Origin of the sequence: Amycolatopsis alba DSM 44262 (assembly GCF_000384215.1) — a bacterium.
GTDB classification, from domain to species: Bacteria; Actinomycetota; Actinomycetes; order Mycobacteriales; family Pseudonocardiaceae; genus Amycolatopsis; species Amycolatopsis alba.
The window spans coordinates 1378460-1402928 of record NZ_KB913032.1; the positions used below are offsets into that span (position 1 = coordinate 1378460).

Annotated in this window: 21 protein-coding genes and 1 tRNA gene; 10 read left to right on the forward strand and 12 right to left on the reverse strand. The window is 69.0% G+C overall.

The genetic code is table 11. The annotated features are described in order from the left end of the window. Window positions 1-9: 9 nt before the first annotated feature. On the forward strand, window positions 10-426 hold the full coding sequence (locus AMYAL_RS0106300) for a cupin domain-containing protein (RefSeq protein ID WP_020630465.1): 417 nt from the start codon (window positions 10-12) through the stop codon (window positions 424-426). Here AMYAL_RS0106300 and AMYAL_RS0106305 read toward each other — a convergent pair. Further along, window positions 423-941 carry a MarR family winged helix-turn-helix transcriptional regulator gene (locus AMYAL_RS0106305; RefSeq protein WP_020630466.1) on the reverse strand — a complete coding sequence of 173 codons (519 nt, stop codon included), beginning with the start codon at window positions 939-941 and terminating at the stop codon, window positions 423-425. The two genes, AMYAL_RS0106300 and AMYAL_RS0106305, sit on opposite strands and share 4 nt — an antisense overlap. A gap of 14 nt (window positions 942-955) precedes the next feature. Here AMYAL_RS0106305 and AMYAL_RS0106310 point away from each other — a divergent pair, with 14 nt between their 5' ends. Beyond that, entirely contained in the window at window positions 956-1459 is a 504-nt protein-coding gene (locus tag AMYAL_RS0106310) for a carboxymuconolactone decarboxylase family protein (protein WP_020630467.1), read from the forward strand. A 376-nt stretch (window positions 1460-1835) separates the two neighbouring features. Here AMYAL_RS0106310 and AMYAL_RS0106315 read toward each other — a convergent pair whose 3' ends face one another. The 4 genes from AMYAL_RS0106315 to AMYAL_RS0106330 all read right to left on the reverse strand — a co-directional run bounded on the left by AMYAL_RS0106315 (window position 1836) and on the right by AMYAL_RS0106330 (window position 3917). Then, window positions 1836-2792 (reverse strand): GNAT family N-acetyltransferase, encoded by a 957-nt coding sequence (locus AMYAL_RS0106315; RefSeq protein WP_020630468.1) that lies wholly within the window; start codon window positions 2790-2792, stop codon window positions 1836-1838. A 47-nt stretch (window positions 2793-2839) separates the two neighbouring features. Further along, a tRNA-Val gene (locus tag AMYAL_RS0106320) sits at window positions 2840-2911 on the reverse strand. A 39-nt stretch (window positions 2912-2950) separates the two neighbouring features. Next, window positions 2951-3412: a peroxiredoxin gene (locus tag AMYAL_RS0106325; RefSeq protein ID WP_020630469.1), complete on the reverse strand. Its 462-nt coding sequence runs from the start codon at window positions 3410-3412 to the stop codon at window positions 2951-2953. Window positions 3413-3488: 76 nt separating this feature from the next. Next, window positions 3489-3917 (reverse strand): DUF3052 domain-containing protein, encoded by a 429-nt coding sequence (locus tag AMYAL_RS0106330; protein ID WP_005164955.1) that lies wholly within the window; start codon window positions 3915-3917, stop codon window positions 3489-3491. 402 nt (window positions 3918-4319) lie between these two features. Between AMYAL_RS0106330 and aceE the strand changes: the two genes are divergently transcribed. Together aceE and AMYAL_RS0106340 are read left to right on the forward strand one after the other, a co-directional pair. Continuing rightward, the gene (aceE, locus tag AMYAL_RS0106335) at window positions 4320-7115 is read left to right on the forward strand and encodes a pyruvate dehydrogenase (acetyl-transferring), homodimeric type (protein ID WP_020630470.1); all 2796 of its coding nucleotides are present in this window, start codon (window positions 4320-4322) and stop codon (window positions 7113-7115) included. Between the two features lie 124 nt (window positions 7116-7239). After that, complete coding sequence (locus tag AMYAL_RS0106340) at window positions 7240-8451, forward strand: alpha-hydroxy acid oxidase (RefSeq protein ID WP_020630471.1); 1212 nt, start codon at window positions 7240-7242, stop codon at window positions 8449-8451. Here the strand turns inward: AMYAL_RS0106340 and AMYAL_RS0106345 are convergent. Both AMYAL_RS0106345 and AMYAL_RS0106350 read right to left on the reverse strand, forming a co-directional pair. Continuing rightward, window positions 8448-9086, reverse strand: a complete 639-nt coding sequence (locus AMYAL_RS0106345; RefSeq protein WP_020630472.1) for a nicotinamide mononucleotide transporter family protein — start codon at window positions 9084-9086, stop codon at window positions 8448-8450. The two genes, AMYAL_RS0106340 and AMYAL_RS0106345, sit on opposite strands and share 4 nt — an antisense overlap. Window positions 9087-9287: 201 nt before the next feature. Next, entirely contained in the window at window positions 9288-10025 is a 738-nt protein-coding gene (locus AMYAL_RS0106350) for a mechanosensitive ion channel family protein (protein WP_020630473.1), read from the reverse strand. Between the two features lie 328 nt (window positions 10026-10353). Between AMYAL_RS0106350 and AMYAL_RS0106355 the strand changes: the two genes are divergently transcribed. The 5 genes from AMYAL_RS0106355 to AMYAL_RS0106375 all read left to right on the forward strand — a co-directional run bounded on the left by AMYAL_RS0106355 (window position 10354) and on the right by AMYAL_RS0106375 (window position 15679). After that, window positions 10354-11568 (forward strand): PucR family transcriptional regulator, encoded by a 1215-nt coding sequence (locus tag AMYAL_RS0106355; protein ID WP_026466794.1) that lies wholly within the window; start codon window positions 10354-10356, stop codon window positions 11566-11568. 599 nt (window positions 11569-12167) lie between these two features. Further along, entirely contained in the window at window positions 12168-13094 is a 927-nt protein-coding gene (locus tag AMYAL_RS0106360) for an ACP S-malonyltransferase (RefSeq protein WP_280632800.1), read from the forward strand. Continuing rightward, entirely contained in the window at window positions 13091-14074 is a 984-nt protein-coding gene (locus AMYAL_RS0106365; RefSeq protein ID WP_020630476.1) for a beta-ketoacyl-ACP synthase III, read from the forward strand. Before AMYAL_RS0106360 ends, AMYAL_RS0106365 begins: the two co-directional genes overlap by 4 nt. 68 nt (window positions 14075-14142) lie before the next feature. Beyond that, a complete protein-coding gene (locus AMYAL_RS0106370) occupies window positions 14143-14388 on the forward strand; it encodes an acyl carrier protein (RefSeq protein WP_004559006.1) in 246 nt (81 codons plus the stop codon). 40 nt (window positions 14389-14428) lie between these two features. Beyond that, window positions 14429-15679: a beta-ketoacyl-[acyl-carrier-protein] synthase family protein gene (locus AMYAL_RS0106375; protein WP_020630477.1), complete on the forward strand. Its 1251-nt coding sequence runs from the start codon at window positions 14429-14431 to the stop codon at window positions 15677-15679. A gap of 204 nt (window positions 15680-15883) precedes the next feature. On the opposite strand, the gene AMYAL_RS0106380 is transcribed toward AMYAL_RS0106375, so the two are convergent. From AMYAL_RS0106380 to AMYAL_RS0106395, 4 genes are all read right to left on the reverse strand, one after another. Beyond that, window positions 15884-18244 carry a cation-translocating P-type ATPase gene (locus AMYAL_RS0106380; RefSeq protein ID WP_026466795.1) on the reverse strand — a complete coding sequence of 787 codons (2361 nt, stop codon included), beginning with the start codon at window positions 18242-18244 and terminating at the stop codon, window positions 15884-15886. Between the two features lie 66 nt (window positions 18245-18310). Beyond that, window positions 18311-18904, reverse strand: a complete 594-nt coding sequence (locus AMYAL_RS0106385) for a hypothetical protein (RefSeq protein WP_020630479.1) — start codon at window positions 18902-18904, stop codon at window positions 18311-18313. Window positions 18905-18946: 42 nt separating this feature from the next. Further along, window positions 18947-19450: a DUF3145 domain-containing protein gene (locus AMYAL_RS0106390; RefSeq protein ID WP_005154552.1), complete on the reverse strand. Its 504-nt coding sequence runs from the start codon at window positions 19448-19450 to the stop codon at window positions 18947-18949. Window positions 19451-19875: 425 nt separating this feature from the next. Further along, window positions 19876-21348 (reverse strand): S8 family serine peptidase, encoded by a 1473-nt coding sequence (locus AMYAL_RS0106395; protein WP_020630480.1) that lies wholly within the window; start codon window positions 21346-21348, stop codon window positions 19876-19878. A 194-nt stretch (window positions 21349-21542) separates the two neighbouring features. Here AMYAL_RS0106395 and AMYAL_RS0106400 point away from each other — a divergent pair, with 194 nt between their 5' ends. Then, window positions 21543-23033, forward strand: coding sequence for a hypothetical protein (locus AMYAL_RS0106400; protein ID WP_026466796.1), 1491 nt, complete (start codon window positions 21543-21545; stop codon window positions 23031-23033). Here AMYAL_RS0106400 and AMYAL_RS0106405 read toward each other — a convergent pair. Next, a complete protein-coding gene (locus AMYAL_RS0106405) occupies window positions 23030-24403 on the reverse strand; it encodes a dihydrolipoyl dehydrogenase family protein (protein ID WP_020630482.1) in 1374 nt (457 codons plus the stop codon). The genes AMYAL_RS0106400 and AMYAL_RS0106405 overlap by 4 nt on opposite strands. Window positions 24404-24469 lie beyond the last annotated feature (66 nt).

Genomic DNA, 24469 nt, shown 5'->3' on the forward strand with positions numbered 1-24469 from the left:
GGTTTCCGGATGCGCCCGCGGTCCGTGACCACACTGCTCGCCACGCTCGCTCTCGCGCTCGCCGTCCCCGCGACGGCCGAGGCGACCCCTGGTTCCGGGGTGACCGGGACGATCTTCAAGCAGAAGACGGTCGGGGACACCGACTACGTGCTGCGCGAGGTCGTCATCCAGCCCGGCGGGTACACCGGCTGGCACTACCACGACGGGAAGCTGTACGCGTACGTCAAGAACGGCACGCTGACGCACAACTCGGCCGACTGCGGGCTCGATGGCCTGTACCGGAAGGGCGATGTCTTCACCGAGCCGAGCGACACCGTCCACATCGGACGGAACCTCGGGACGACGCCGGTGGTGCTGGAGGTGCTTTACGTGCTGCCACACGGAAGCCCGCTGTCCGAGGACGCGCCGAACCCTGGTTGCGCCTAGGCTCCGAACCAGCCCACGACGTCGAGACGGAAGCCGTCCGATGGCGCCATCACGCGAAGGTCGTTTTCGAGCGCGCGGACCCTGTCCGCGCCCAGCGCGCCGACCCAGTCCTTGCGCAGCTCGTCGAAGATCGCCGCGGACCGGCGGAGTGAGTCGATCCCGCGGCCGGTGAGCCGCACGACCTTGCGTCGCGCGTCGGCCGGGTCGTCGGCGCGCTCGACGTAGCCGAGCTGCTCCAGCCTGTCGACGGTCTTGCCCGCCGCCTGCTTGCTGACCCCGAGCCGCCGCCCGATCTCGCTCGCCGTCGCGCCGCCGAGGCCGATCGCCTGCAGCGCGAAGCCGTACGCCGGGCGGACGTCGGGATGCCCCTGCTCGGCCAGCTCGGCGTGCAGCCGGTCGATGATCGAACGGAAGCCCGCGAACAGCAGGAGCGGCAACTCGAACCCTGGCGCGTCGGGAACTCGCTTGCCTTGTTCGACAACCTGGTTTACCTTTTCGTCAACCACGTTGACCATCTTAAGGGGCTGTCTTGTTCACCGATCACACCCTCGAAACCGCGCCCGAAGCCGCACGCCGCTCCATGGAAGCGACGATCCGGCATCTGGGCCACCTCCCCACCGCCGTCGCCCGGCTGGCGTCGTCGCCGGAACTGCTCGACGGGTTCCTGAAGCTCAGCGCGAGCTTTGAGAAGACCACGCTCGAACCGCTCGCCAGGGAAACGATCGTGATGACCGTGGCCACGCGCAACGGCTGCGAGGTCTGTGTCGAGATGCACACCGGCAAGCTGAAGGCCCTTCACGCGGACGACGACGTCATCGCGGCGCTTCGCTCGCAGGAGCCCGTGCCCGATTCACGCTTGGAAGCCGTCCGGCAGTTCACCCTTGCGGTGCTCGAGACCGCCGGCGGCGTCGATGACGAGACCCTGCGGACCTTCTTCGGGCACGGATTCACCGAGCGGAACGCCCTCGAAGTCGTCATGGGCATCGGGACCTACACGATGTCGACCCTGGCGAACAGGCTCACCCGCGCGTAGCGCCGTATCCCAGTCGCTTTGCGTGATCGCCCCTCGCGGCCTGAAGTCACTCCAATGGCCGCCGATCTTGATGTATCTGGGCAGTCCCGGCCGTCTCCTGTCTTGTGCAGCCGAAAGTTCGCCACCCGCGGCGCGGCGCACCGGCGGTCTGGCCTGCCGAGGGGGCAGACCAGACCGCCAAAAGCAGAACGTTCCACAGGTGTGGGGGTACGCGAAGGCCTCCTTCCCTCGGTTCAGCCGAGTGAAGGGGGCCTTCACGTGTCTTGAGCGCAGTTGCGGGGGCCTACGCCTTGCTTGAAGTCCGTGAAGGACTCCTTGAGGGACTCAGAGTCCCTCAAGGAGGCCTTCACGGACCGGCGTCTGCTTGCGGGAGGGGTCAGACCTCCAGAGCCCACCGCACGTAGCGCATCGTCGGCGCGAAGCCCGCCTTCTCGAAGACCCCGAACGCCCCCGACGGGTCCGCCGAGTCCACGTTCAAGCTGGCACGGTCGTAACCCTGCTCGGCGGCGGTCCGCAGCGCCTGCCGCATCAGCGCACTGGCGACACCTCGCCGCCGGTACTCCCGAAGCGTTCCGATGAGCATGAAGTGCGCGTCGCGGACGCCGGTGGCCTCCGTGTCGGCCTCCCAGAACATCGTCACCAGCATTCCGACCGGGGCGCCCGCCGCTTCCCGGAGCAGGAAACTCACTTCGGGCCGGAAGGTCTGGTTGGTGATCTTGTTCCGCCAGAGATCGGCGGGCATCGGCACCGCGCCCCAGTAGTCCCGGTACGCCTCGTTCCGGACCGACCGGAAGTCCTCGTCGTTGCGCTCCGACCACGGCTCGACCGAGAAGCCCTCGGGAATCGCCGGAGCCCCGACGACACCGAGCGCGTGCTCCATCCGCTGGAAGTAGCGCACCGGAGTGAAGCCACGGGACCGCACGAGTTCGGCCAGGCCCGCGATGCGCTCGGGCCGGTTGACGTCCACCACGAGTTTCGAGGCCGGGTGGTGCAGCGCGTGCACCACCTTGGCCGCCGCCACCCCCGCGTCGACGAGCGCGCCGCCGACGCCCCGGCGGCGATAGTCGGGATGGACCCCGCCGTCGAGGAAGACCCGATGCACCTCTTCGGCGGACGGCTTGAAGCGGATCTTCATGTAACCGGCCATCACGTCACCGTCGAACGCGGCGAGGCTGGCCCGCTCCAGGTCCGCGTACGGGTCGATCAGCTCCTGGAGGGTGTCCTCCGCCGTGTAGTTCTCGCCGATCCCGTCAACGGTCTCCATGGCGTTGAGGAGGTCCGCTGACGCCTCGGCGTCCTCGCGGGTGAGCGGCCGCCACGTCAGGTCGTGCATGCGGCTGAAGGTAGCGCCGCGCGGGCGGGCTGTCGCCGGGTTTTCGGTGGGCGCAGTAGGGATCGAACCTACGACCGCTCGGGTGTAAACCGAGTGCTCTCCCGCTGAGCTATGCGCCCGTGAGGTGGCACCCGCGCACGGGTGCCACCGGTGAAGACTCAGGCCAGGGCGGCCACGGCCTTCTTCCACGCCTGCTGGTCACGCGCCTCGCCGGGCTGGTTGATCTCGGCGAACCGCACGACGCCGTCCTTGTCGATCAGGAAGGTGCCACGAGTGGCCAGGCCTGCCGTCTCGTTGAAGACGCCGTAGGCCTTCGCGACCTCACCGTGCGGCCAGAAGTCCGAAAGCAGCGGGAACTGGTAGCCCTCCTGCTCGGCCCACGCCTTGAGCGAGAACGGGGTGTCCACGGACACACCGATGACCTGGACGCCGTTGCCGTCGTAGTCCGCGAACTCGTCGCGGAGCTGGCACAGCTCGCCGGTGCAGATACCGCTGAACGCGAACGGGTAGAACACCAGCAAGACCGGCTTCTCGCCCTGGAAGGACGACAGCTTCACGGCCTGCTTGTTGTAGTCGTTGAGCGTGAAGTCCGGGGCTTGCGATCCGACCTCGACGGTCATACCGGCGGTTTCCTCTCAAGAGCGAACAGGGGCCTGCGAGGACAACCCTATCGTGTCGATCTCGCGACTCCCCAGGTCACCGCTTGGTCTTCGACTTCGGCGACACCAGCCGGGTGCCCGCCCACTTGGGGCCGGCACTGATATTGGCCGTCTGGGCCAGTCCGACCTGCGGTACCGCTTCGGCGATCTCGCTCGGTTCGACGTGCCCTGGCTGCCCCGTCTTCGGGGTCAGCACCCAGATCACGCCGTTTTCGTTCAAGGGGGTCCGGACCTCGATCAGCGTGTCACCGAGATCACCGTCGTCCTCGCGCCACCACAGCAGCACCACGTCGATGACCTCGTCGGCGTCCTCGTCGAGGATGTCGCCGCCGATCTGTTCCTCGATCGCCGCACGAAGGTCGTCGTCGACGTCCTCGTCCCAGCCGATCTCCTGGACCACCATGTCCGGCTTGATCCCGAGCCTTTCGGCGACGCTGCTCTGATCAGCGTCTCCCGCGGCGACCACTGCTGTCACTCCTCCAACTACGACGGAGCGTGGTGTCGCTCGGCCGGATTCGACCGGGCGGGCACCACACTCGGGTACACGATGCCCGTTAGCGAACACTGGTGAAGCGATCCGCGCAACCGTCCACACCGGATCTTGAACAACTCGTGTCGCGGCGTACGGACATTCAGCCCACTCTCGAAGGGTCAATCCGGGCGCGCTTGGGCACCCCCGAACGCCCTGCTTTAGGGTGGGAGAGAAAACGCGCGCGCGAGTACAGGCGCGTGCGAGGTGTGTCGCAATCGGGTCCATGGACGTTACCGATCAGTAGCGGTGACGCGAACGGAACCGGAGGACGACGATGGATCGCGAACACGCCCGAGTACGAGCACAACCAGCTACCACCTTTCGCAAGGAGACCCCTTGGCCCCGCAGAACGACGGCGCCTCCGGCAAGGAGACCCCGGCACGCGTCCGCGTCATCCGTGACGGATTGGCGGCGCACCTGCCCGACATCGACCCGGAGGAGACCGCCGAATGGCTGGACTCCTTCGACGAGGCGCTGGCCAGGGGTGGTCAGCAGCGCGCCCGCTACCTGATGCTGCGCATCCTCGAGCGGGCCAGGGAACGCCACGTCGGCGTTCCGGCGCTGACGTCGACGGATTACGTCAACACCATCCCCACCGAGAACGAACCCTGGTTCCCCGGTGACGAGGAGATCGAGCGGCGCTACCGCGCCTACATCCGGTGGAACGCCGCGATCATGGTGCACCGCGCCCAGCGGCCCGGCGTCGGCGTCGGCGGGCACATCTCGACCTACGGCTCGTCCGCGGCGCTGTACGAAGTGGGCTTCAACCACTTCTTCCGCGGCAAGGACCACTCCGGCGGCGGCGACCAGATCTTCATCCAGGGGCACGCCTCCCCCGGCATCTACGCCCGTGCCTTCCTCGAGGGCAGGCTGAGCGAGAGCCAGATGGACGGGTTCCGCCAGGAGTTCTCGCACGCGGGCGAGGGCGGCGGCCTGCCGTCGTACCCGCACCCGCGGCTGATGCCGGAGTTCTGGGAGAACCCGACCGTGTCCATGGGCCTCGGCCCGATGAACGCGATCTACCAGGCCCGGTTCAACCGGTACCTGCGCGATCGCGGCATCAAGGACACCAGCGACCAGCACGTCTGGGCGTTCCTCGGCGACGGCGAGATGGACGAGGCGGAATCGCGCGGCCTCATCCACGTCGCCGCGGGCGAGGGCCTCGACAACCTGACCTTCGTGATCAACTGCAACCTGCAGCGGCTCGACGGCCCGGTGCGCGGCAACGGCAAGATCATCCAGGAGCTGGAGTCGTACTTCCGCGGCGCCGGCTGGAACGTCATCAAGGTCATCTGGGGCCGCGAGTGGGACTCGCTGCTGCACGCGGACCGTGACGGCGCCCTGGTCAACCTCATGAACACCACGCCGGACGGCGACTTCCAGACGTACAAGGCCAACGACGGCGCCTTCGTCCGCGAGCACTTCTTCGGCCGCGACCCGCGGACCAAGGAACTGGTCAAGGACCTGACCGACGCCGACGTCTGGAACCTCAAGCGCGGCGGGCACGACTACCGCAAGGTCTACGCGGCCTACAAGTCGTCGCTGGAGCACCACGGCCAGCCGACGGTGATCCTGGCGCACACCATCAAGGGGTACGGCCTCGGCCCGTCCTTCGAGGGCCGCAACGCCACGCACCAGATGAAGAAGCTCACCCTCGACGACCTGAAGCTGTTCCGGGACGCTCAGCGCATCCCGATCAGCGACGAGGAACTCGAGCGCGATCCGAAGCTGCCGCCGTACTACCACCCTGGCAAGGACTCGGCGGAGATCGAGTACATGCTCGGCCGCCGCAAGGCGCTGGGCGGTTTCCTGCCGGAGCGCCGACCGAAGGCCTCGAAGGCGCTCGTGCTGCCGGGTGACAAGGTCTACGAAGGCATCCGCAAGGGCTCGGGCAAGCAGGAGGTCGCCACCACGATGGCGTTCGTCCGGCTCGTCCGCGAGCTGGCGAAGGACTCCGAGATCGGCAAGCGGATCGTCCCGATCATCCCGGACGAGGCGCGCACCTTCGGCCTCGACTCGATGTTCCCGACGGCCAAGATCTACAACCCGCACGGCCAGACGTACACGTCGGTCGACGCGAGCCTGATGCTGGCCTACAAGGAGTCCGAAAAGGGCGTCATCCTGCACGAGGGCATCAACGAGGCGGGGTCCACCGCGTCGTTCACCGCCGTCGGCACCTCGTACGCCACGCACGGCGAGCCGATGATCCCGATCTACATCTTCTACTCGATGTTCGGGTTCCAGCGGACCGGTGACGGCCTCTACGCGGCGGCGGACCAGATGGCCCGCGGGTTCGTGCTCGGCGCCACCGCCGGCCGCACCACGCTGACCGGTGAGGGCCTGCAGCACGCGGACGGGCACTCGCTGCTGCTGGCGGCGACCAACCCGGCCGTCGTGGCCTACGACGCGGCGTGGTCGTTCGAGATCGCCCACATCGTGCGGGACGGTCTTCGCCGGATGTACGGCGACACCGGGCCGGACGGCAACGGCGAAAACATCTTCTACTACATGACGATCTACAACGAGCCCTACCAGCATCCCGCCGAGCCGGAGAACCTCGACGTCGACGGCCTGCTCAAGGGTCTCTACAAGTACGCGGACGCCCCGTCGGGCGACGGTCCGGAGGCCCAGATCCTGGTGTCCGGCGTCACCATGCCGGACGCGCTGCGGGCGCAGAAGATGCTCGCCGAGGAGTGGGGTGTGCGCGCGGCCGTCTGGTCGGCGACGTCGTGGACCGAGCTGCGGCGCGAGGCCGTCGAGATCGACCACGACAACCTCCTCCACCCCGGCGACTCCCCGCGTGTGCCGTACATCACGCAGAAGCTGTCCGGCGTGAACGGACCGGTCGTCGCGGTTTCGGACTGGATGCGGGCCGTGCCGGACCTCATCCGCCCGTGGGTGCCGACGGACATGCTGACGCTGGGCACCGACGGGTTCGGGTTCTCCGACACCCGCCCCGCCGCCCGGCGGAAGTTCCTGGTCGACGCGCAGTCGATCGTGGTCGGCACGCTGAGCGCGCTCGCCAAGCGCGGCGAGATCGACCGCTCGAAGGCGGCGGAGGCGGCGCGGAAGTACCGCCTCGACGACGTCGCCGCCGCGGGTCCGCAGTTGTCGGACTCCGGTAGCGCGTAGCAAGGCCATGAACGGTCCGTTCCTCGCGAATTTCGCAAGGAACGGACCGTTCATTGCGTCCGGGACCGGACGAGCTAGGGTAAGACATCGGATGTTTCCGGATGAGCGGGAAGGGTGAGCGAGTGTGACCAAGCGTCGACTGCCGAAGCCGAGTGAGCTGAAGCAGATCCTGCGGCCGAAGCCGATCGTGCTCAACCCGACCGAACGGCGGCTGGCGGGCGCGCACACCATCGCCGACCTGCGCATGCTCGCCCGCAAACGGACGCCGCGGGCGGCGTTCGACTACACCGACGGCGCCGCCGAGCTGGAAGACAGCCTACGGCGCGCCCGGCAGGCCTTCCGCAGCGTGGAATTCCACCCGAACGTCCTGCGCGGCGTGTCCGATGTGGACACGAGCAAAGAGATCCTCGGCAAGCGTTCGGCACTGCCGTTCGCGTTCGCGCCGACCGGGTTCACCCGGATGATGAACCACGAGGGCGAGTCCGCGGTGGCCCGCGTCGCGCAGCGCAACGGCATCCCGATGGGGCTCTCGACCATGGCGACGACGTCGATCGAAGACCTCGCCGCGGCCGCCCCGGAAGCCCGCAAGTGGTTCCAGCTCTACGTCTGGCGCGACCACAAAGCGGGCGAAGATCTGATGAATCGCGCGTGGGCCGCTGGATTCGACACCCTCATGCTGACGGTGGACACCCCGGTCGCGGGCGCGCGGCTGCGTGACGTCCGCAACGGGCTGACCATCCCGCCCGCGCTCACCCTCAAGACCTTCGTCGACGGCGCGATGCATCCGTCGTGGTGGTTCAACCTGCTGACCACCGAGCCGCTGACCTTCGCGTCGCTGAGCCAGTTCGACGGCACGGTCGCCGAACTGCTCAACCAGCTCTTCGACCCGACCCTGAACTTCGACGACCTCGACTGGGTCCGCCAGACCTGGCCGGGCAAGCTCGTGGTCAAGGGGATCCAGAACGTCGACGACGCGCGTGACGTGGTCAAGCACGGCGCCGACGCGGTGCTGCTGTCCAACCACGGCGGGCGTCAGCTCGACCGCGCGCCGACCCCGATCGAGCTGCTGCCCGCGGTGCTCGACGAGATCCAGGGCGACGCGGAGGTCTGGGTCGACACCGGCATCCTCTCCGGCGGCGACATCGTGGCCGCGATCGCGCGCGGCGCCGACGCGGTGCTCATCGGGCGCGCGTTCCTCTACGGCCTGATGGCCGGGGGCGAGCGCGGCGTTCAGCGGTGCGTGGACATCCTGCGCGCCGAGATGACCCGGACGATGCAGCTGCTGGGCGTCCGCACGCTCGCCGACCTCAAGCCGTCGCACGCCACCATGCGCTAGGCCGCGGCGGAGACCTCGGATGGAGCGGTCCGCACCTGCTTCGCGGTGCGGTTCCAGCTCCACCAGCCGTGGACGACCAGCCCGGCGAACACGATGTAGACCGCGGCGGAGAAGTACAGGCCCGAGGAGAGCTGCAGCGGTACGCCGATCGCGTCGACGACCAGCCACACCAGCCAGAACTCGACGAGACCCGCACCCTGAGCGGCGAAGGCGACCAGGGTGCCGACGAAGATCGCGGCGTCCGGCCATGGCGCCCACGAGGCGCCTAGCGCGTCGAGGACCAGCGCCATCGCGGTGGTGCCGATCGCGAAGGCGCCGAGCATCGCCAGACGCTCCCCGAGACGGCCCTTGCGGACGACGACGCCGTAGACCGGGTCGCTGCGGCGGGACCACGCCCACCAGCCGTAGATCGAGATGGCGAGGATCGCTACCTGCCTGGTCGCGAGTCCGCCGAGGTGCGCGGAGATGTACACCGAGAACAGCAGCACGGTGGCGCCGACCTGGACCGGCCAGGTCCACAGCGTGCGGCGTTGCGCCAGGAAGACCACGGCGAGCGCGAAGACCTGCCCCGCCAGCTCGGCGAAGGAGATCCACTGTCCGAGCACCGTGACACCGTTGTGCAGCAGGAAGTCCACGTCCGCACCCCTCTCCGTCTACCGCTCCAACATGCTCCGTTCCGAGGCCATTCCCTAGAGAGTGTGAGGTGCGGAACAGGGAGACGGCTCAAGAGTCGCTAAGGACGCGAAAAGGGCCCTCCACCGCGTGCACCGCGGCGATGGGCCCTTCGACTCCACGCGGGCCCGGTGCCTTCCTCGATCACCGGGCCCGCGGGATGCTCAGGAATCTACGCGACCGATGCCCACAGGCGAAGTCGGCGGCTCCGAACGGACCTCTTGCTTTCCGCCACCCGGCTCAAGCTGGCCCTGCAGGTTGGCCAGCCAGCCCTGCCAGCGGTCCTGCGCCGGCTTGATCAGGCCACCGCCGAAGCCGACGACGATCACGCCGCCGATGGTGGCGAGCACGGTGATCAGGACCGGTCCCGTCACCGCCGTCGCGATGTTCACCTGGCCGAGCGCGGCGATGATGCCGAACGCCATGATCAGCCAGTAGGCGATGGTCCCCAGAAGCCGTCCGGCGGGCCGCGCGGACAGCGCACCGGTCACCAGGTCCCGGACGACCTTCGCGACGGCGGCCGCGACGATCACCAGTACCAGCGCCACCAGGATCCGCGGCAGGAACGCGATGATGTCGTTGAGCAGGGCACTGACCGGATTGCTCTCCCCGAATACGCCGAACGCGAGTTGCAGCGCGATCAGGAGAATGAAGTAGTACACGAGTTTGACGAGGATCCCGCCCGCGTCGACATTCGCTTGTTTGAGCGTTCCGGTGAGTCCGGTCTTCTCGATGAGCTTGCCGAAACCGATCTTCGACAGAACCAGCCCCAATGCCTTTGACACGGCCTTCGCGATCAACCAGCCGATGAGCAGGATGATCAGGAATCCGACCAGTTTCGGCACGAAGGTGGCGACAAGGTTCCATGCTTGTCCCAGACCGTCTTTCAGCTGCTCGCCCACGGCGAACTCCCTCCTCTGCGCATCCGCGACCTACCCGGTGCGGCTTGCGAGGGATCGTTGATCACGGGCACCGCACCGGCAACTCGGCGACCCACGATCGAGTGAGTGAGCTAGCGGGAAAAGATCCACAAGTCGCATACTTGTTCTACCGGTGGGGACCGGGGAGACGAGGCCGTCCGGCGCAGCGAAAAACGCGAGCGCCGGGCGGCCTCGAGTATTATGCAAATACTTTTCACAATTCACGCTCCGACTGTCCACTTCGGACGCGGGCAGCGTAGGGCCGCAGGACGAGGGCCTCCTTTGCCCACCGGACTAGGATCGGCTGACCATGGCTGATGCGACTTCCGGACGGCATGTGCCCAAGCACCACGGGCTGTCCGCCAAGACCCTCCGGAGGCTCGAGCACGCCTCCGGCCGGCTCGCGAGCGCGAGCGTGGCGGTGATGGAGGAGCGGCTGAGCTGGTTCGCCCGCCTTCCCGCCGACCAGCGCGCGAGCGTCCTGTTGATCACCCAAGCGGGTGCCGCCGGTTTCGTCGACTGGCTCCGCGACGCGAAGGAGGCGCTCTCCCTCACCACCGAGGCGTTCCGCGAGGCTCCCGCCGAACTCTCCCGCTGGGTGAGCCTGCGTCAGGCGGTCGGCATGGTGCGGCTGGCGATCGAGGTGTTCGAGGAGCAGCTGCCCGAGTTCGCCGCCAACGAGGCGGAACGCGCCGCGCTGATCGAGGGGATCCTGCGCTACGGCAGGGAGATCGCGTTCGCCGCCGCCAACTCCTACGCCGCCGCCGCCGAGGCGCGCGGCGCCTGGGACGCGCGGCTGGAGGCGCTGGTCGTCGACGGCATCGTCCGCGGTGACGCCGAGGAAGCGGTGCTCTCCCGTGCCGCCGCGCTCGGCTGGGATCCGGCCGCGCCCGCCACCGCGCTGGTCGGCACCCCGACGTCGGACGACCCGCCCGCCGTCGTGTTCGAGGTGCGCAGCCGCGCCGCCAGGGTGGGCCGTCCCGTGCTGCTTTCGGTGCAGGGATCCCGGCTGGTCGTGGTCGTCGCCGGGCCCACCGACGGGAGCGTCAAGGACCGCGAGATCCTCACCAAGCTGTCCGTCGCCTTCGCCGAGGGCCCGGTCGTCGCCGGGCCGACAGTGCCGACGCTCGCCGAAGCACACCACAGCGCGACCGAAGCGCTCTCCGGACTGCGTGCCGTCGTCGGCTGGCCCGGCGCGCCGCGGCCGGCGAGATCGATCGACCTGCTGCCGGAACGCGCGTTGTCCGGCGACCCCGAAGCGGAACGCCTGCTCGTGGAACAGATCGCCCGGCCGCTGGAGGAGGCGGGCCCGGCGCTGCTGCGGACGGTGGAGACCTATCTCGACAGCGGCGGTGTCCTGGAAACCTGCGCGCGGACGCTGTTCGTGCATCCGAACACCGTCCGGTACCGCCTGCGGAAGGCGGCCGAACTCACCGGCCGCCACGCCGCCGAATCGCGCGACGCCTGGGTGCTGAAGGTGGCGCTGACCGTGGGGCGGCTGGCCCGAGCCCGCGGCCTCTGGTGACGGACTCGTGAGTGATTTGGGTCGTTAGAACGCGACTTACCACTCACGACCACCCGGTACCAGCGCTTGCCCGCCTGCCGAGTTGCGAAGGTCGAGTTCCCTCGGCTGAGCCGCGTGAAGAGGGCCTTCATGCGACGCCCCTGTGACTGCTGGTGCGTCTGGGGCGCACGTGGCGGTCCCGAAGTCCGTGAAGGCCTCCTTCACTACCTTCAGGGTAGGCAAGGAGGCCTTCACGGACACGCGATCCGGGTCACTGAAGGCCGCGGGCAGGGGTGGGGTCAGCGGCTGTCGTGAGTGCTTTGGGTCGTTCTAACGACACTTACCACTCACGACCGCCCAAACCTGAAACAGGCAAAAAGCGCACTCGGGCACATGAAGCGACACGGCGGACTTAGTCGGCCTTCGCGGTCTCCGGTAAACCCGATGGTAACTCTGCGCAGTGATGGACCTCATAGGGAAAGCTGGTTGAACCCGACAAGGCTTTTGGGTTAAGCGCGGAGATCAGCTTGGCACTTTTGGAGGGTTCCGACAATTACGTAGGCCGGACTTGGTGAGCGTCGGCATCACGACCATGGTGGCCGAGAGTGTTCCCTAGTGGGGTGACAGCAGCAGTCCTCGCCCCCGGTCAGGGTTCCCAAGCCCCAGGCATGCTCTCCCCTTGGCTCGAGCTCGACGGCGCCCGCGCGCGCGTCGAAGCCTGGTCCGAGCGGGCCGGTCTCGATCTCGTCCGCCTCGGCACCGAAGCGGACGCCGAAGAGATCCAGGACACCGCGATCACGCAGCCGCTGATCGTGGCGCTGTCACTGCTGGCCTTCGAGCACCTTCAGCGTGCGGCCCCGGTCGCCGCGGACGCGCCGGTCGCCGGGCACTCCGTCGGCGAGCTGGCCGCCGCCGCCATCGCCGGGGTGCTGAGCCCCGAAGACGCCGTCGCGCTGGCCGCCGTCCGCGGCGCGGAGATGGCGAAGGCGTGCGCACTGGAGCCCACGAGCATGGCCGCGGTCATGCTCGGCGACCCGGAGCAGGTCGTCGCCTGGCTCGACGGCCACGGCCTCGCCGCGGCGAACCGCAACGGCGCAGGCCAGATCGTCGCCTCCGGTGCCGCCGACGCGATCGAGAGGATCGTGGCCGAGCCGCTGGAGGGCACCAAGGTCCGCGCGCTCAAGGTCGCGGGCGCCTTCCACACCTCCTACATGGCACCCGCGCGTGAAGCGCTGGCCGCCCACGCTGCGAAGATCACCCCGGCGGACCCGACGCGTCCGCTGCTGTCGAACGCCGACGGCCAGGTCGTCACCAGCGGGGCCGAATACCTCGACCGGCTGGTCAAGCAGGTCACAAGCCCGGTGCGCTGGGATCTGACCATGGACGGTCTGGTCTCCGCGGGCGTCACCTCGACGCTCGAACTGCCGCCGGCGGGCACGCTGACCGGGCTGGTCAAGCGGCAGCTCAAGGGAACCGTGACCACCACCATCGCACTGAAGACACCCGCCGAGCTGGCGAAACTTCAGGGGCAGGAGGACGCTTCGTGACCGACCGATCCACCTTGCTGCAGGCGCAGGGCGCCGCCGGGACCCGCATCCTCGGTGTCGGAAGCTTCCAGCCCGAGAAGATCGTGACCAACGACGATCTCTCGAAGATCATGGACACCAACGACCAGTGGATCCGCGAGCGGGTCGGCATCGTCGAGCGCCGGTTCGCCGAAAAGGACGAGTCGCTGGTCGACATGGCGGTCAAAGCGGGCACCGCCGCACTGGCCGACGCCGGCGTGGATCCGTCCGAAGTGGACACGGTCATCCTGCCGAACTGCACGATGCCCACCCAGATCCCGAACGCCGCCGCCCAGGTCGCGGACCGGATCGGCATCACGCATCCGGCCGCTTTCGACCTCAACGCCGCTTGTGCCGGTTTCTGCTACGGCCTCGGTGTCGCGTCCGACCTCATCCGGGCGGGCAGCGCGAAGAAGGCGCTCGTCATCGGTGCCGAGAAGCTCACCGACCACGTCGACCCGGTCGACCGCGGGAACGCGATCATCTTCGCCGACGGAGCGGGCGCGGCGGTGGTCGGCGCGGCCGACACGGCGCAGATCGGCCCGGTCTCCTGGGGCAGCGCCGGCGAGCACGTCGACCTGATCTACATGCGCGACGACCGGTGGATCTACCAGGAGGGCCAGTCGGTCTTCCGGTGGGCGACCACGCAGATCGCGCCGATCGCCTTGCGGGCGCTGGAACTGGCCGGGCTCGAACCGTCCGATGTGGACGTCCTGATCCCGCACCAGGCCAACCTGCGGATCGTCGAAGCCATCGCCAAGAAGCTGCGGGCCAAGGGCGCCCGCGAGGACATGGTCGTGGCCGACGACATCAGGTACTCGGGCAACACCTCGTCCGCGTCCATCCCCCTCGCGCTGGACCACATGCGCAAGGCGGGCACCGCGAAGCAGGGCGACGTCGTACTCGCCGTCGGCTTCGGGGCCGGACTCTCCTACGCGGGCCAGGCCTTCATCTGCCCGTGATGAATACTTCCCCCGCGGGCACCGTGTCCGCAGGGCAGCCGAAAGCATCACCGAGAAGGGAACAACCAGTGGCAGACAACGCAGAGATCCTCGCCGGCCTCGCCGAGATCGTCGAAGAGGTCGCCGGTGTGGCGCAGGACGACGTGACCGCCGAGAAGTCCTTCGTGGACGACCTCGACATCGACTCGCTGTCCATGGTGGAGATCGCTGTTCAGGCCGAGGACAAGTTCGGCGTCAAGATCCCGGACGACGAGCTGGCGAACCTGAAGACCGTTGGCGACGCGGTGAACTACGTGTCGGCCAACTCCAAGTAAGTCCGACTTCTTGAATGGCGCCGACCTTGGGGAGACTCCAATGAGCAACATCGACGTCGTGATCACCGGGATGGGCGCGACCACGCCGCTCGGCGGGGACGTCGCGTCCACGTGGGACGGACTGCTCGCCGGGGCGAGCGGGATCCGCCGCATCGAAGCCGACTGGGTCGACGAACTCGAGCTGCCGGTGAAGATCGGCGCCATGCTCGCCGTCGACCCGTCCGAAGTCCTGCCTCGGGTCCAGGCCCGGCGGCTGGACCGCTGTGAGCAGGTGGCGATCATCGCCGCCCGCCAGGCTTGGGCGGACGCGGGTTTCGAGCAGCCGACCGATGAGCATCAGGATGTGGAACCCGAGCGCCTCGGGGTGACCATCGGTACCGGTGTCGGCGGTCCGGTCACCCTGATCTCCCAGAACGACCTTCTGCACAAGCAGGGACTCCGCAAGGTCTCCCCGCTGACCGTGCCGATGCTGATGCCGAACGGCCCCGCCGCGCACGTCGGGATCGACCTGAAGGCGCGTGCCGGTGTGCACTCGCCCGCGTCGGCCTGCGCGTCGGGCGCGGAAGGCATCGCCGCCGGCTACGAGATGATCCGCTCGGGCCGCGCCGACGTCGTGGTCGCCGGTGGGGCCGAATCGTGCATCCACCCGATCACCCTGGCGGGCTTCGCCCAGGCGCGGACGGTCTCCACCCGCAACGACGACCCGACGAAGGCGTCCAGGCCGTTCGACGTGAACCGTGACGGTTTCGTCCTCGGCGAGGGCTCCGGTGTCGTGATCCTGGAGCGGGCGGACCGCGCCAAGGCCCGCAACGCGCGGATCTACGCGCAGCTGAGCGGGTACGGGATCACTTCGGACGCCTATCACATCACGGGCAACCACCCGGAGGGCATCGGCCAGATCACCGCCATGCGGCAGGCGATGACGATGGCCGGGGTCTCCCCTGCCGACGTCGGCCACGTCAACGCGCACGCGACCTCGACGGTCGTCGGTGACGTCGGCGAGGCCGCGGCGATCCGTAACGCCGTCGGCGAGCACGCCGTGGTGACCGCCCCCAAGGGCGCGCTCGGCCACCTGGTCGGCGGTGCGGGCGCGGTCGAGGGCATCGCCACGATCCTGGCGATCTACCACGGCCTGATCCCGGCGACGCTGAACCTCGAGGACCTGGACCCGAAGGTGCAGCTCGACGTCGTCTCCGGTGAGGCGCGCAAGGTCGAACTGGGCGCGGCGATCAGCAACTCGTTCGGTTTCGGCGGGCACAACACGGCTCTGCTGTTCACTCCGGCGGCCTGATTTCAGTACGTGAAGGCCTCCTTCGCTACCTTGAGGGTAGGCAAGGAGGCCTTCACGGACATCGCTTTCGCGGTCTGGCGCTGAGCCGAGAGGTGTCGCGAAAGCCACTTTCGAGACGTCTGGTGTCCCGAGAGTGGCTTTCGCGACACCCAAGGTCAAAGCGCGACAGCCAGTACGTGAAGGGGGGCTTCACGTACTTCCGGGTCAGGCCTCGGAGCGCTTCACCAGATGCCGCCCGATCCACCAGGCGGCCTCCACCAGCACGATCCCCACCCCGGCGCACGCGAACGCCGAAAGCGTGTACGCGCTCACGCTCGGGTCCAGCGCGAAGAACTTCTGCGTGAACGGGATCAGGAACAGCGCGAGCGTCAGCACGACCATCCCGCCGATCAGCAGGATCTTCCACCACCGGTACGGCCGTGCGACGATCCCGAGCACCCACAGGGCGATCGTGATGAGCGTGATCAGCGCCGTGGTCCCAGCCTGGATCTTGTCCAGTTCGGACTGTCCGGATCCCTTGTAGACCAGCAGGTAACTGACGAACGTCGCCGCGGCGATGACCAGGCCCGCGGGCACGGCCATCCGCATCACCCGGCCGACGAAGCCGCTGCGGGCGCGTTCGTTGTTCGGCGCCAGCGAAAGCACGAAGGCGGGCAGGCCGATCGTGAACCACGCGGTGATCGTGATGTGCCGCGGCAGGAACGGGAACGGCACCTGCGCGATGCCGACCATCAGCGCCAGCAGCACCGAGTAGACCGTCTTGGTGAGGAACAGGTTCGAGACGCGCTCGATGTTGCCGATCACCCGCCGGCCCTCGGCGACGACGTGCGGCAGGGTGGCGAACTTGTCGTCCAGCAGCACGATCTGCGCGACCGCGCGGGTGGCCGGGCTGCCGGCGCCCATGGCGACACCGATGTCCGCGTCCTTCAGCGCGAGGACGTCGTTCACGCCGTCGCCGGTCATCGCGACGGTGTGCCCCTTGGACTGCAGCGCACCGACCATCGCGCGTTTCTGCAGCGGCGTCACGCGGCCGAAGACGGCGCGCTCCTCCACGGTGTCGGCCAGCTTTTCGGCGTCCTCCGGCAGTTTCCGCGCGTCGACGGGCTTGTCCGCGCCCGGCAGGTCGAGGGTGCCCGCGACCGCGCCCACCGAGATGGCGTTGTCTCCGGAGATGACCTTGACCGCGACGTTCTGATGCGCGAAGAAGTCCAAAGTGTCCTTCGCGTCGGGGCGGACCTTCTGCTCCAGCACCACGAGCGCGACCGGTTCGATGTTTCCGGGGCCCTCGGCCGCGTCGACGGCCCGCTCGGCACGGCCCAGCAGCAGGACGCGCAGACCGCGCGAGCCGATCTTCTCGGCCTCTGCCCGGTGCTCCCCCTCCGGCAGCAGGACGTCGGCCGCGCCGAGGACCCAGTCGCCGTCGGCGCCGAACGACGCACCGCTCCACTTGCGCGCCGAAGAGAACGGCATGGTCGTGGTGACCCGCCAGCCCGGATCGGTCCCGTGCGCCTCGGCGATCGCCTGCAGGCTCGCGTTGGGACGGGGATCGGCGGCGGCGAGCGCGGCCAGCACGTCGTCCACCGGATGGCCCGGCGTGATCTCCCGGACCTCGGAAAGCCGCATCGCGTTCTCGGTGAGCGTGCCGGTCTTGTCCGCGCACACCACGTCGACCCTGGCGAGTCCCTCGATCGCCGGGAGTTCCTGCACCAGGCACTGGCGCTTGCCGAGCCGGATGACGCCGACCGCCAGCGCGACACTGGTCATCAGCACCAGGCCTTCGGGCACCATCGGCACGAGCGCCGCGACCATGCCGCGCAGCGCGTCCGGCCACGCCTGGTCGCCCGCGAGCTGGTTGTAGATGGTCAGCGCGCCCGCCGGGACGAGCAGGTAGGTGATGAACTTGAGAATCTTGTCGATGCCCTGCCGCAGTTCCGACTTCACCAGCGTGAACTTGCTGGCCTCCGCGGCCAGTTTCGCCGCGTAGGACTCGTCGCCGATGACGTCCGCGCGGTAGGTGCCGCTGCCCGCGACGACGAAGCTGCCGGACAGCACCTTGTCGCCGGGCTGCTTGACCACCGGGTCGGATTCCCCGGTCAGCAGCGACTCGTCGACCTCCAGCGCGTCGGCCGTCAGCGCCGGGCCGTCGACGACGATCTTGTCGCCGGGTCCCAGTTCGACGAGGTCCCCGAGGACGACGTCTTCCGGGGCGATCTCGGCGCTCTGCCCGTCCCGGCGGACCGTCGGCTTCGCCTGCCCGACGATGGCGAGCCGTTCCAAAGTCCGCTTCGCCCGGAGTTCCTGGATGATGCCGACCGCGCTGTTGACGATGATCAGTCCGCCGAACAACCCGTCGATGAAGTACCCCGTCGACAGGATGAGGACGAACAGCACGCCGTAGATCGCGTTGATCCGGGTGAAGACATTCGCGCGGATGATCTCGCCGGTGGTCCGGCTGGTCTTCGTCGAGACCGTGTTCGTCTGGCCCGCGGCCACCCGTTGGGCGACCTCTTCGCTGCTGAGCCCCCTCGAGGCGTCGGTCAGCACGGACGGCTGGTCAATTGCCATGCCCGCGACTCTATTCGGCCCCGGCTCACGCCCGCGTCAGCCTGGGGGACCATGTCGACCCTTACTTCAGCATCTTTCGTGTTCGGGGTTCGTACCGCCATCGGTGGTGTCGACGCGCCAAGACCCGTTCTCCAGCCGCAGCGGCAGCACCAGCCGCCAGCGGATGCACCCCTCCGGCAGGTACACGGGCGCGTCCTCGACGTCCTGTGTGCTGGTGAAGGCCACCAGTACCCGGAGCGTGTTCGGCGCGCCCGGCTCGATGCGGTAGACGAGGATGGTGCCGTCCCGAGTGGACTGATAGTCCTTTTTCCACTCCGCCGGGGTCTTGGTCTTCGCCCGTTCGCGGCTGACCACCGAAGTCCACTTCGGATAGTCGCGACCGTTGATGGAGTCGAAATATCCCTGCAGTACCTGCCGGACACTCTGGTACTGCGGATGCGCGAAGACGTCGGGGGTCACCTCGACGGCGGGCGAGCCCGGCTGTTCCCCCGGCGCGACGGACGTCGGCAAGTCGCTGACGAGCGGCTCGGTGGGCGCTGCCTCCGGGCGGAGGTAGAGGTCACGTGCCAGCAGCCCGACGCCGACGGTCAAGGAGATCACGACCACGAGGACGGGGATCAGCCACCGCTGGCGAGAGAGGGGGCGAGGCTGGGCGGTCACCCTGAAAGGTTAGCCGCCCGCCTCTTCCGTCCTCACCGGCGTCTACCCGACTTGGTGCAGCCAGGTGACCGGGGCGCCGTCACCGGCGTGCCGGTACGGTTCGAGCGCTTCGTCCCAGTTGGCGGCGAGGAGCTCGTCGAGCTTGTGCGCCAGGGATTCACCGGCGCGGACCTTGCTCACGAGGGCTCGCAACTGGTCCTCGCCCACGACGATGTCGCCGTTGGCACTGGTCCTGCCGTGCCACAGGCCGAGGCCCGGAGCGAAACAGAACCTCTCACCGTCGACCCCCGCACTGGGCTCTTCGGTGACTTCGAACCGGATCATCGGCCACGCCTTGAGCGCGGACGCCAGCTTTCCGCCGGTGCCCGAAGGCGCACGCCAACCACATTCGGCGCGGAGCTGTCCTGGACTGGCGGGCTGCGCCGTCCACTTCAACTCGACTCGGGCCCCGAGGGTGCCCGAAATAGCCCACTCGACGTGCGGACAGACCGCAGACGGCGACGAGTGGACGTACACCACGCCACGGGTGTTGCCACGGGTGCTCACTGCTGACCTCCGCTACTCGACGAGGGGCGTCTTCCCCTACGACCTCGCGAGTTGTGCTGGTCAGGTGGCTCGTGCCGCCTCCCGGTACGCGTGAGCACATTGTGCACCCCAACTGTGCTGTTTGGCCACATGAACACCACAAGTCGCACCTGATTGGGACGCGGGACTCCTGCACTGGCCCCCTTCTTTCGGCAGGGCCGGGGAAAAGATCCCGTCACGGGGGTTACCCCAGGGACGGCAATTGTGCCGCCCTGCCGAGCGAGCGCGGTGACCTGGGTGACAAGACACCGCACTCGCGTGATCAGACCCGGAACTCACGTGATCGGAAGCGGGACTCACGTGATCAGACGAGTCACGTGTCTGATCACGCGAGTTCGCCGCCTGATCACGCGAGTCCCGCTTTCCGTCCCGGACCCTTGCCGACCTCAGCCCTGGGCGCCGAGGGACGTCGCCGCGGCGAAGGTGTCCACCAGGCCGGTGCCCTTGTCGAAGCTCGACGTGTACGGCCCGGCCGCCACGTACGGCGAGCCGTTCGTGAACTTGTACGCCGTGCCCTTGATCGCCGCCTCGATGTCACCGGGGCTCGCGTTCGGCGCGACCTGGAACAGCTGCGCGACGATCCCGGTGATCTGCGGCGCCGCCATCGAGGTCCCGCTGATCACGTTGTAGGTCGCGAGATCCAGCGGCCCAGGGCCGTTCTTGGACTGGAGGCCCTGCGTGCAGATCGGCTGCGTGGGACGGCAGGACGAGAGGATGTTCTCCCCCGGCGCGGAAACGTCCGGCCAGCTGGCCTGGTCGGTCTTGAGGCCGCGCGAGGAGAAGTCGGAGACCGTGCCGTCGCGGGTGCCGGTCCCCTGGTCGTTGGACGACGCCACTGAGAGCACGCCCGGCGTCTGGTCCTGCCCCGGCGGGTTGGAGAGGTTCGCCGAGCCGTCGCCGCCGTCGTTCCCGTTCGCCCACACCGTGACGACGCCTTCCGCGGCGAGCGCGCGTTGCAGCTTCACCGTCGCCGAGTTCGGGTCGAAGCCGCCGCCACCGCTGGGACCGTAGGAGTTGTTGGTCACCTTGATCGGCGGGCACACCGACGCCGCGACGCCCGCGCCGCAAGGCGCCTTGTGGTTCTCCAGCACCCAGTTCAGCGCCGCGTCCGTCCCGAGCACGAGCAGCGCCGCGCCGGTCGAGACCGAGACGATCTTCGAGCCCGGCGCCGAGCCGCCGACCTTGGTGCCGTCGGGCAGCGTCAGCTGGTTCCCGGCGGCGATGCCGGTGACGTGCGTGCCGTGACCGCCGAGGGAAAGGGTGTCGGTGTCGACGGCGGTCGGCACGTCCACGATGCAGTTCGTCGCGGTCCCGTCGAGACAGAGGCTCTTGAGGCTGCGCACCACCCGTGTCTTGCCGTCGGCGCCTTTGAACGCGGGATGCGTCGGGTCGACGCCGGTGTCGATGATCGCGACGGAGACACCCCTGCCGTCCACCGGGGCGCCACCGGCGTCCTTGAGCTGCGCCTGCGTCTGCAGGCTGCGGGTCGCCGTGGTGCCGGCGCTGCCGTGTGCCTTGAGCTTCTCGTTGCCTTCGACGTAGGTGACCCCGGCCGCGCCCCGGACTGCGCGCACCTGGTCCGCGGTTCCCCGCACGGCGACGACGCCGATCTTCCCGAACGAGGTGATCTTCGCGAGCCCGGCCCCGCGGGCGGCTCGTTCGGCGGTGGCGACGTCGTCGGCGTGCACGAGCGCCGTCACCCCCGTGGCGCCGGTGACGGCCGAGAGCAGCCGGGCGAGTCCGGGGGCGACGGGTGCGAGCGGTCCCGCGGCCTGCGCGGGGACCATCCCCGCGGCCGGGACGGCGAGCAGGGCGACGACGAGCGCGGCGCGTCGACGCCAGGGGCGAGATACGGCCATGACGTTTCTCCTGGTGACAGGGGACAAAGGAGCAGTGACCTACCAACGAGTAATACCCGTTCGAGTGACGGCGCTCACGTCCATGACAACTTCTCGGACCAACATCACCGCGCCTACCTGCGACGTGTCTCTCCGTTAGTCCGGTTGGAGGCGCTACTTTGTGCACCGAGACCGACGAGATGGGGAGGGGTTCGGTGCGACTCGTTCGCCTCGCTCAGCAGCCGTCCCGCGTGGCCGAGGACGTCCGCGCCGCGCTGGCTTCACTCGGCCGGGGCAGCAACGTCGTGGGCGGGGTCGCCCTGGTCGGCGCCAGCCCGGTCGCGGGACGGCCGGTGGAAGCCGTCGTCGTCATGCCGAAGGGCGTCCTGATCGTCATCGGTGTCGACCTGCCGGACCCGGCGCTGAAACTCGAAGCCCCGCTCGGCGGGCCGTGGAAGGCCGATGGCTGGCCACTCGTCCACGGCGACACCTCGATCAACCCGGCCACCGACGCGCTCTCGCTGTCCGCCGCGTGCACGCACAAGATCGCGGACGTCGCCCCCGGCGCCGGGCCGATCGGCACGATCATCGCCGTCGGCCCCTATGTCGAGACGGTCGATCAGCCCGCCGCGGACCTCGCGGGCTCGGTCCGCGTCCTCTACCCGACGGCGACGACGATGCTCGCCGCGACGGTCTCGCTGGCCACCGCCGCCCGCCCCCGCTCGGTCCAGCAGGCGCGGGAGCTGATCGCCGCGCTCGCCCCGGACGCGCCGCCGATGCCCGAGGAGATGTTGCTCGGGGAAGGGTTCAGCGCCTACTCCGACGACGAGCCCACCGTGGTCCGCGAGAACCCGCTCGTCGCGATCGCCCCGACGGTTCCGGTGCAGCATCCGGGGAAGCTGAAGAGACCGGCGAAACCGGCCGTTCCTCCCGCCCCGACGGTCAAGCCCGCGCAGGCCGCCCCGCCCGTCCGGCAGGCCCCGCCGGTCCAGCCCGCCCGGCAGGCCGTCGCCGCGAAACCCGTTCCCCCGGTCCGGCAGGCCCCGCCACCGGCGGCCGCCCCCGCTCCCGCTCCCGCCGAGCCCGCGCCCAAGGGCCCGCATCAGTCCAAGACGGTGAAGTGGCTTCCGCTCGCCGCCATCGGCCTGCTGATCGTGCTGCTGGTCGCGGCCATCAGTGTCGCTTCCGGCGGTGACGACACCGCGTCCACGCAGTCTCCTCCGCCGCCGACCCCGGCGACCAGTCCTCCGCCACCGAGCAGCAGCGCGGTGGAGAACATCCAATTCACTTCGCGGGCTTCGGCCTCGGATCAGAAATGCGCGTCGCACGCGTACGGCGATGTCCAGTCGAGCCTTCAGCGGACCAGTTGCGCAGGGGTGAAACGGGCGAGCTTCGCCAGTTCCATCGACGGCCGGGCCGCCGCGGTGACGATCGCCGTCGTGGAATTCGCGGACGCCGAACAGGCGGCCGCGTTCAAAGCGGCGGCCGACACCCCCGGCGGTGGCGGCATCCTCGACGTCGCCACCGAGACCAGCCAGTGGCAGGGCGAGGTCCCGGTGTTCGAGAGCGCCGCCTACCAAAGCCACCTGGACGGGAACTCGGTCCGGCTGATCCAGGTGGTGTGGGTGCCGGGACCGTCCACTCCGGACGATCCCGGCCTGGTTCGTGGCGCGAAGGCCGCCCTCGAACTCCCCGTCAACGGCTAAAGGCCGTACGCCTCCAGCAGCCGCAGCCACACCTCACTGATCGTGGGGAACGACGGGACCGCGTGCCACAGCCGCGACAGCGGGACCTCCCCCACGATCGCGATGGTCGCCGAGTGCAGCAGTTCGGACACGTCCTGCCCGACGAAAGTCGCGCCGACGAGGACACCGCGTTCGGTGTCGACGACGATCCGGGCCTTGCCCGCGTAACCGTCCGCGTGCAGTGACGAACCGGCGACAGCGATGTCGATGTCGACGACGCGGTGCGGCTTGCCTTCCTCGGGTCCGGCGAGCCCGACCGAGGCGACTTCCGGATCGGTGAAGACGACCTGCGGGATGGCGTGGTGGTCGGCCGTGGCGCTGTGCGCGCTCCACGCGGCGGAGTCGACGGACTTGCCCGCCGCCTGCGCCGCCACCGCGTCACCGGTGGTCCTGGCGGCGTACTTGCCCTGATGGGTCAGCGGCGCCCGGCCGGTGACGTCCCCGACGGCGAACAGCCAGTCACCGTCCACAGCGGACACGCGGCCGTTGTCGTCCGTCTTGAGCGGCGCGCCCGCTTCGAGCCCGAGCGTCTCCACGCCGAGCCCGCCGGTCGCCGGGCCGCGACCGGTGGCGACGAGCAGCTCGTCGACGATCAACCGGTCGCCACCCTTCAGGGCCAATTCCTTACCACCGTCCACAGCGGACACGGAGTCGAGACCCGAGCCCGTGTGCACGATCACTCCGGCTTCGCGGAGTCCCGCGACGACGGCGTCGCCCGCGAAGTCCGGCAGCCTCGGCAAGGGACGCGCCCCCGAGATGATCAAGTGGACTTCGGCGCCGAGTGTCGCGAAGGCCTGTGCCATTTCGACGCCGACGACACCGCCGCCGAGTACGCCGAGCCGGCGCGGGACCGCTTCCGCCGAAGTCGCCTCCCGCGAGCCCCACGGGGAAATGGTGTCCAGTCCGGGGATCGACGGTGTCCGCGGGACGCTGCCGGTGGCGACGATCACGGCGTGCCGCGCGGTCAGCACGTCACCGCCGTCGACCGTGACCTCCCGCTCACCGGTGATCCGGCCGTGGCCGCGGATCGGGGCGATCCCGACGCCTTCGGCCCACTTGACCTGTCCGGTGTCGTCTCCCTTGCCGGTGAACCAGTCCCGGCGCGCGAACACCTTGGCCGGGTCCACCGCGTCGCCCACCGGGACACCGGGGACCCGCTTGGCGGCGGCGAGGAGGTTCCCCGGCCGCAGCAGCGCCTTGCTCGGAATGCAGGCCCAGTAAGAACATTCGCCGCCGAAGCGCTCGTGTTCGACGAGGGCGACCCGCAGTCCGCCACGCGCTGCCCGTTCGGCGGCGACCTCGCCGACCGGGCCGCCTCCGATCACGATCACGTCAAAAGTCTGTGCTGACATGCATTCAGCGCACACCACCGCGCAGCTTCGCGCAACCTGCCGCTA

What these genes read in the sequence shown, in the direction of transcription:
- AMYAL_RS0106300 (WP_020630465.1), top strand. Translation starts at nt 10, where the DNA reads ATGCGCCCGCGGTCCGTGACCACACTGCTCGCCACGCTCGCTCTCGCG.
- AMYAL_RS0106305 (WP_020630466.1), bottom strand. Translation starts at nt 941, where the DNA reads ATGGTCAACGTGGTTGACGAAAAGGTAAACCAGGTTGTCGAACAAGGC.
- AMYAL_RS0106315 (WP_020630468.1), bottom strand. Translation starts at nt 2,792, where the DNA reads ATGCACGACCTGACGTGGCGGCCGCTCACCCGCGAGGACGCCGAGGCG.
- AMYAL_RS0106325 (WP_020630469.1), bottom strand. Translation starts at nt 3,412, where the DNA reads ATGACCGTCGAGGTCGGATCGCAAGCCCCGGACTTCACGCTCAACGAC.
- AMYAL_RS0106355 (WP_026466794.1), top strand. Translation starts at nt 10,354, where the DNA reads ATGGCTGATGCGACTTCCGGACGGCATGTGCCCAAGCACCACGGGCTG.
- AMYAL_RS0106375 (WP_020630477.1), top strand. Translation starts at nt 14,429, where the DNA reads ATGAGCAACATCGACGTCGTGATCACCGGGATGGGCGCGACCACGCCG.
- AMYAL_RS0106380 (WP_026466795.1), bottom strand. Translation starts at nt 18,244, where the DNA reads ATGGCAATTGACCAGCCGTCCGTGCTGACCGACGCCTCGAGGGGGCTC.
- AMYAL_RS0106395 (WP_020630480.1), bottom strand. Translation starts at nt 21,348, where the DNA reads ATGGCCGTATCTCGCCCCTGGCGTCGACGCGCCGCGCTCGTCGTCGCC.